This is a genomic window from Methylobacterium iners (assembly GCF_022179305.1).
Taxonomy (GTDB): domain Bacteria; phylum Pseudomonadota; class Alphaproteobacteria; order Rhizobiales; family Beijerinckiaceae; genus Methylobacterium; species Methylobacterium iners.
This window is the reverse complement of record NZ_BPQP01000074.1, coordinates 49,273-55,656: the sequence shown is the minus strand read 5'-3', so window position 1 is coordinate 55,656 and position 6,384 is coordinate 49,273. Positions and strand designations below refer to the sequence as shown.

The 6,384-nt window shown below is 64.1% G+C and carries 5 protein-coding genes; 3 read left to right on the top strand and 2 right to left on the bottom strand.

Annotation, left to right across the window (positions count from 1 at the left end; all coding sequences use genetic code 11):
- The first annotated feature begins 1,026 nt into the window (after positions 1–1,026).
- Together MFF55_RS21320 and MFF55_RS21315 are read left to right on the top strand one after the other, a co-directional pair.
- Positions 1,027–1,308, top strand: coding sequence for a hypothetical protein (locus tag MFF55_RS21320; RefSeq protein ID WP_238246120.1), 282 nt, complete (start codon positions 1,027–1,029; stop codon positions 1,306–1,308).
- 418 nt (positions 1,309–1,726) lie between these two features.
- Positions 1,727–1,897, top strand: coding sequence for a hypothetical protein (locus tag MFF55_RS21315; RefSeq protein ID WP_238246119.1), 171 nt, complete (start codon positions 1,727–1,729; stop codon positions 1,895–1,897).
- A gap of 81 nt (positions 1,898–1,978) precedes the next feature.
- Here the strand turns inward: MFF55_RS21315 and frc are convergent, their stop codons facing one another.
- The gene (gene frc / locus MFF55_RS21310) at positions 1,979–3,256 is read right to left on the bottom strand and encodes a formyl-CoA transferase (protein WP_238246118.1); all 1,278 of its coding nucleotides are present in this window, start codon (positions 3,254–3,256) and stop codon (positions 1,979–1,981) included.
- Between the two features lie 104 nt (positions 3,257–3,360).
- Positions 3,361–5,172 carry an oxalyl-CoA decarboxylase gene (gene oxc / locus MFF55_RS21305; protein WP_283206779.1) on the bottom strand — a complete coding sequence of 604 codons (1,812 nt, stop codon included), beginning with the start codon at positions 5,170–5,172 and terminating at the stop codon, positions 3,361–3,363.
- Positions 5,173–5,705: 533 nt separating this feature from the next.
- On the opposite strand from oxc, the gene MFF55_RS21300 reads away from it, so the two are divergent.
- Complete coding sequence (locus MFF55_RS21300; RefSeq protein WP_238246117.1) at positions 5,706–6,383, top strand: GntR family transcriptional regulator; 678 nt, start codon at positions 5,706–5,708, stop codon at positions 6,381–6,383.
- The last annotated feature ends 1 nt before the right edge of the window (position 6,384 follow it).

Genomic DNA, 6,384 nt, shown 5'->3' with positions numbered 1-6,384 from the left:
GTGCCGTTGCTGGTGTGGGCGGATAGGACGACAGAGTTGTTATGCCTTCCTGGGCATTCGACATGGACGTTTCTCCTCGAATCAAGAATTTTTTGTTTTCGCTAACCCCGTAACTCGCGACGGGAAGGTCGTCGGCTTCCTCTATCAGAAGCGCCGTCGTGCGGGTGTCGAACGGCGATCACCGATTCGAATGCCCGTCTGGTATTTGGAATACCAGCCTCTCCTGTGTGGCTTTGCACGTCAAGAGTAAAAGTCAGAGGACTTCATCTTGCACTGCAACATAAGAACGCTGTGTCGAGGGTTAGCGCACCCCTCGCGAGCCGCCGCAGCAGAGCGCGCAAGGAAAGTTCGTGGACAACAAATACCCGTGTGTGAATTTTTGGCTGAGCGAGGCGAAATCGGCACGGCGACTACCCGCGCCGTCGCTTCCCAGTCACATGTCTCCGGTCATTCTTTGTATCTGTACCGTGGATAACTCGCGCATCCGTGCCGTAACGAAGGACACACCTCACCAGCCGCCCATCTCCCGTTAATCCGGAAAGGGCCTGTAACACGCACCGGCTTCTGGTCGGCATGGCACGATATTTCCAGCCGCCGCGTTGACATTAGGTATTTTGAATACCAAGGTCCAGTTGGAAAGACGCGGAAAGTGAAGTCGGGCCGGTGCGCCGAGCGGCGCAGTTTGGCGGCGCGCCCTGTTGCATGCATTATATCTGTAGGATTCATCTGCTCGCGAGGCGGCGACAAGCCTTCTCACTTTTCCGGGTCGCCCTTCAGAATGATCCACCAGCCTCACTGGCAGCACCTCGCAGTGGTACGGCCAAGTTCGTCTTCGGCGGAAATTGCAGCCTGATGCGAGTGCTTGACAATATTGCAGCGGACGTACGGCGCATCTGTAATTCATTTGCCTCGAACTTTAAGCTAGACCGCTGCCGTTGACGCGGGCGCCCCTTGCATACAAAATCCGCCCATCTGCCGACGAACGCCTCGTCGACCGCCCGCAATGCGCCAGGAGGACGGCGTCCCATGAGATTTCTGGCAATTCTCGAATGTCCCGTGATCTTCAGCGGGGAGAACACCTACTCGATGACCAGCATCGACATGTGCCCGTCCGTGGGCGTGACGCGCGGCCTGGTCAGCCGTCACGTGAAGGTGCTCGATGCGACGATCATCGCCGTCTGCATCTGGGAGGACGAGCGCTTCAGCCAGGCCTACTTCGATGCGGACTGGTACGAGAAGGCCGGCGTCCTCTGGGGCGATCGCTACCGGCTCCGCCTGGAGCCGATCGAGGAATCCCAGGTCGCATAGCCTGCCGGCTTAGAAGCCCGTCCCACGATCGAACTGATGGGAGGAAGCGCTGCCGGGGTGATCCTTCCGGCGTTCGGCGCTTGCCTCGCTCAACCGAGCACGGGTTGCATTCCCGGCTCGGCGAGCGACATCGTCGCCGGTCCGCCCTTGGAGAGCGGTCGCTCGACCATCACGCGCACCCCATTCGCGTATCCGAGGACGCCGCGACGGCACGAGGCGCGTCGCGGATGCGACCGCTCTCAACTCTTCACTTCTGCAAAGACATTGGAGGCCTACCTGCAATGCGTGGAGTGGGACGTGGACTCCGCAAGGCGCCGAGGCATGCGTCTGTGGCATGCCGCTCTGCTGGAATGTGATATACTAGATTGCGGTGCAACATGGCATAACGGCGCTGCATCAACGCCGTGAGGAGCTTCCTATGTTCGCATCCGCCATCTTCCTCATCGCCTGCCTGGTCGCGTCGGTTCCCGCGCTCATCGCCATTCAGGTCTTCCTTGCCACCACCGTCGCGGAGTCTCTCGCTGAGGGTACCGGTCGCGAGGGCACCTTCGTGAGTCTCTCGGCTGATCGCTACGCGCGCCTTGCCTGAGGTCTCCGTCGGCTGCGCCGAAGGGCTTGCGGTCCGATCACGGACGGGCGGGTATCATGCCGGCACCCGCACCGCGCCGCACTACTCCGCGGCGATTCTCTGGACGGCGCCGAGGGCGCCGGACTCGGCGATCTTGACGCGCTCGCTCTCGCTGTAGCCGAGCACGTCCCGGAGAATCTCCTCCGTGTGCTCGCCGAGAAGCGGCGAGCGCGTCACCTCCGCGGGGCTCGCCGAGAGCTTGATCGGATTGCCGACGGTGAGATACCGGCCTCGCGTCGGATGATCGACCTCCACCAACGTGCCTGAGCGGCGCAGCGACTCATCCTCCGCGATCTCCTTCATCGAGAGGATCGGTCCGCAGGGGATGTCGAAGCCGTTCAGGATCTCCATGGCCTCGAACTTGGTCTTGGCCATCGTCCACGCCTCAATGCGCGTGAAGATCTCGTTCAGATGCGGCAGGCGGGCCTTCGGCGTCGCGTAATCCGCGTGGGTCTTCCAGGTCGGCTCGCCAATCACGTCGCAGATCTTCTCCCAGGCCGTGTTCTGCGTGATGAAGTAGATGTAGGCGTTCGGGTCCGTCTCCCAGCCCTTGCACTTCAGGATGCGGCCGGGCTGCCCGCCGCCGGAATCGTTGCCCGCGCGCGGGACCGTGTCGCCGAATGGGAAGCCCTCGCCGTACTGGCTGTATTCCTTCAGGGGACCGTGCGCGAGGCGCTGCTGGTCGCGCAGCTTCACGCGGCAGAGGTTCAGCACCCCGTCCTGCATGGCGCAGTCGACGCGTTGCCCGAGACCGGAATGGGTCCGGTGATAGAGCGCCGTCACGATGCCGAGCGCCAGGTGGAGGCCCGTGCCGGAATCGCCGATCTGGGCACCGCTGACCATCGGGATGTCGGTGCGGAAGCCCGTGGTCGAAGCCGCGCCGCCGACGCATTGCGCGACGTTCTCGTAGACCTTGCAATCCTCGTAGGGCCCCGGTCCGAAGCCCTTCACGGAGGCGAGGATCATGCGGGGGTTCACCGCGTGGATCTTCTCCCAGGTCAGCCCCATCCGGGCGAGCGCCCCGGGCGCAAAGTTCTCGACGAGGACGTCGCACTCGCTCACCAGACGCCAGAGCACTTCCACGCCCTTCGGGTTCTTGGTGTCGAGGGCGATCGAGCGCTTGTTGTGGTTCAGCATGGTGAAGTACAGGCTGTCCACGCCGGGCAGGTCCTGCAGCTGCTGGCGCGTCGCGTCGCCCGCCCCCGGCCGCTCCACCTTGATCACGTCGGCGCCGAACCAGGCGAGAAGCTGCGTGCAGGTGGGCCCGGACTGGACATGCGTGAAGTCCAGGATCTTCACGCCTTCGAGAGCCTTGTTCATAGGACGGTCTCGCGTTCGGTAGTGTCGACGGCAGAGCCCCTCTCCCGTTCGCGGGGAGAGGGGTGCGTCTGCGCTTCGCAGGCCTCAGCCTCAGTTCTTGAGTCCTACTTCTTCTTCACCATGCTCTGCGGGTTGAGGCTGCCGATGTTGCCGCTCTCGGTGCCGGCCTGCGGGTCGATCACCGCGTTGATGAGCGTCGGCCGGCCGGAATCCATGGCCTCGTTGACCGCGCGACTGAGCTCGTCGGGCGTCGTCGCTTGCACGCCGACGCCGCCGAAGGCCTCCATCATCTTGTCGTAGCGCGAGTCCTTGACGAACACGGTCGTGCCGGGATCGCGGCCCGTCGGGTCGGTGTCGGTTCCGCGATAGATGCCGTTGTTGTTGAAGACAACGATGCAGATCGGCAGGTTGTACCGGCAGATCGTCTCGACCTCCATACCGGAGAAGCCGAAGGCCGAGTCGCCCTCGACCGCGAGCACGGGCTTGCCCGTCTCGATGGCCGCCGCGACGGCGAAGCCCATGCCGATGCCCATGATGCCCCAGGTGCCGACATCCAGACGCTTGCGCGGCTGGTACATGTCGATGACGCCGCGGGCGAGGTCGAGGGTGTTGGCGCCCTCGTTGACCAGGATCGCGTCCGGCCGCTCCTTGATGATGGTCCTGAGCGCCCCGAGCGCGCCGTGGAAGTCCATGGGCGTCGAGTTCTTGCGGAGCTTGGAGGCCATCTTTCCGAGGTTTTCCTCCTTCTTCGTCCGAAGGGCTCCGGTCCATTCCGCCGGCGGGGGCGAGGGGTTCTCGCCCATCCCCTTCAGGAGCGCGGAGACGCAGGAGCCGATATCGCCGACGAGCGGGGCAGCGATCTCGATGTTGCTGTCCATCTCCCGCGGCTCGATGTCGATCTGGATGAACTTCTGGGTTCCAGGCTCGCCCCAGGTCTTGCCCTTGCCGTGCGAGAGCAGCCAGTTGAGGCGGGCGCCCACCAGCATCACGACGTCGGCCTTCTTGAGCGCGAGCGAGCGCGCCGCGCCGGCCGATTGCGGGTGGGTGTCGGGCAGGAGCCCCTTGGCCATGCTCATGGGCAGGTAGGGAATGCCGCTCTTCTCGACCAGATTCCGGATCGCCTCGTCGGCCTGCGCGTAGGCCGCGCCCTTGCCGAGGATGATCAGCGGGCGCTTGGCGTTCTTGAGCAGGCCGAGGGCGCGCTCCACGGCCTCGGGGGCCGGGATCTGCGCGGGCGCCGCGTCGATCACCTTCACCAGGGACTTGGCGCCGGCCTCGGCATCCATCACCTGCGAGAACAGCTTGGCGGGCAGGTCGAGATAGACGCCGCCCGGGCGGCCCGACACGGCGGCGCGGATGGCGCGGGCCACGGCGATGCCGATATCGGCCGCGTGGAGCACGCGGAAGGCCGCCTTGCAGAGCGGCTTGGCGATGGCGAGCTGGTCCATCTCCTCGTAGTCGCCCTGCTGCAGGTCGACGATCTCGCGCTCGGAGGAACCCGAGATCAGGATCATCGGGAAGCAGTTCGTCGTGGCGTTGGCGAGTGCGGTCAGGCCGTTGAGGAAGCCGGGCGCCGAAACGGTGAGGCAGATGCCGGGCTTCTTCGTGAGGAAGCCGGCGATGGCCGCGGCATTGCCCGCATGCTGCTCGTGACGGAACGAGATGACCCGCATGCCCTCGGCCTGCGCAAGGCGGCCCAGATCGGTGATCGGAATGCCGGGCACGCCGTAGATCGTCTCGATGCCGTTGAGCTTGAGCGCGTCGATGACGAGGTGGAACCCGTCCGTCATTTCGCGCTCGGCGGCCGTGTCGGCCGCGATCGGAGCGGGGGTCGTCACGGCCGGATTGTCCGGCGACGTGCTCGTGGTGACGTCGGACGACGCGAGCGCCTGTTCGGAAACCGCACTTTTATCCATCTTGCTTTCCTCCACGGCATGACGCTTGTTTTTGGTGATCAGCGTCTTGTTGTCTGTCGAACGATCAAGCCCGTTCCAGCGGGCCCGACCAACAACTCCTCCGCGCCCTGTAATGTCGGCGCGGGCAAATTCTCGGATCGAACGGATCCTGCAAGCACAGGACCAGTCATGGTGCGACGGTAACGGTCAGATCTGGCTGCGACGCCGCCGCCGATCATCCCGCGCCACCACGGTAAAGCCAACCGTCAATGTGACGAAATTGTTGGCATACCAAATACCAGATGTCAAACTTCCGGGAGCCGCGAGACCTGCGCCGCCGCGGGCCACACCTCGCCGGAACCTGCGGCCGATGCGGGAGGCGAATCGCATCGGCGCCGTCGAACGAGGAGCATCATTGGGGCTGCCGCGCATCCCCAACTCCGCCCGATGTCATTCCTTGTATTTCAAGGTCGAGTTTGTCATGTCTCGTATCACCTCCGCTCGACTGCGAACCCCGCGCGAAAATTTCAGGTGTGTCGATGGTTAAGTCCGAGATGTTCGAGATAAAGCCTATTGCCGCGACTTCGAGCTTGCGGGCGCTTGCCTATGACGCGCTCAAGGAAGCGATCACCAACATGGATATCTACGGACAGCGCGAGGAAGTCCGGCTCGACGAACGCAAGCTCTCGCTCAATCTCGGGGTCAGCCGCACACCGGTGCGGGAGGCTTTGACCGTGCTGGAGCAGGAGGGTTTCATCCGGTTCGAGGCGCGGCGCGGCGTCTTCGTCGTCCGCAAGACGAAGCGGGAGATCGTGAGCATGATCGAGGCCTGGGCAGCCCTCGAGAGCATGGCGGCGCGGCTGGCCTGCGAGCGCGCGACGGACGAGCAGCTCCGGTGCCTGCGCGAGCGCTTCCCCGAGTTCTACGAGGGCCGTCCGTCCGATCACCTCGACGAGTACTCGGACGCCAACATGCGCTTCCACCAGAAGATCATCTCGCTCGGCCAGTCGGACGTGATCGAGGACCTGACCAGCAACCTCCTGATCCATGTCAGGGGCATCCGGAACACGGCGCTCCGGCAGGGGGATCGCGCCGCAAACTCGATCAAGGAGCACGTCGCGATCATCAAGGCGCTCGAGGATCGCAATGCGGACCTCAGCGAGCGCCTCGTCCGCGAGCACGGTCTCGGCCTCGCGCAGCATGTCGAGAAGTACGGCGATTACCTGGATTGAT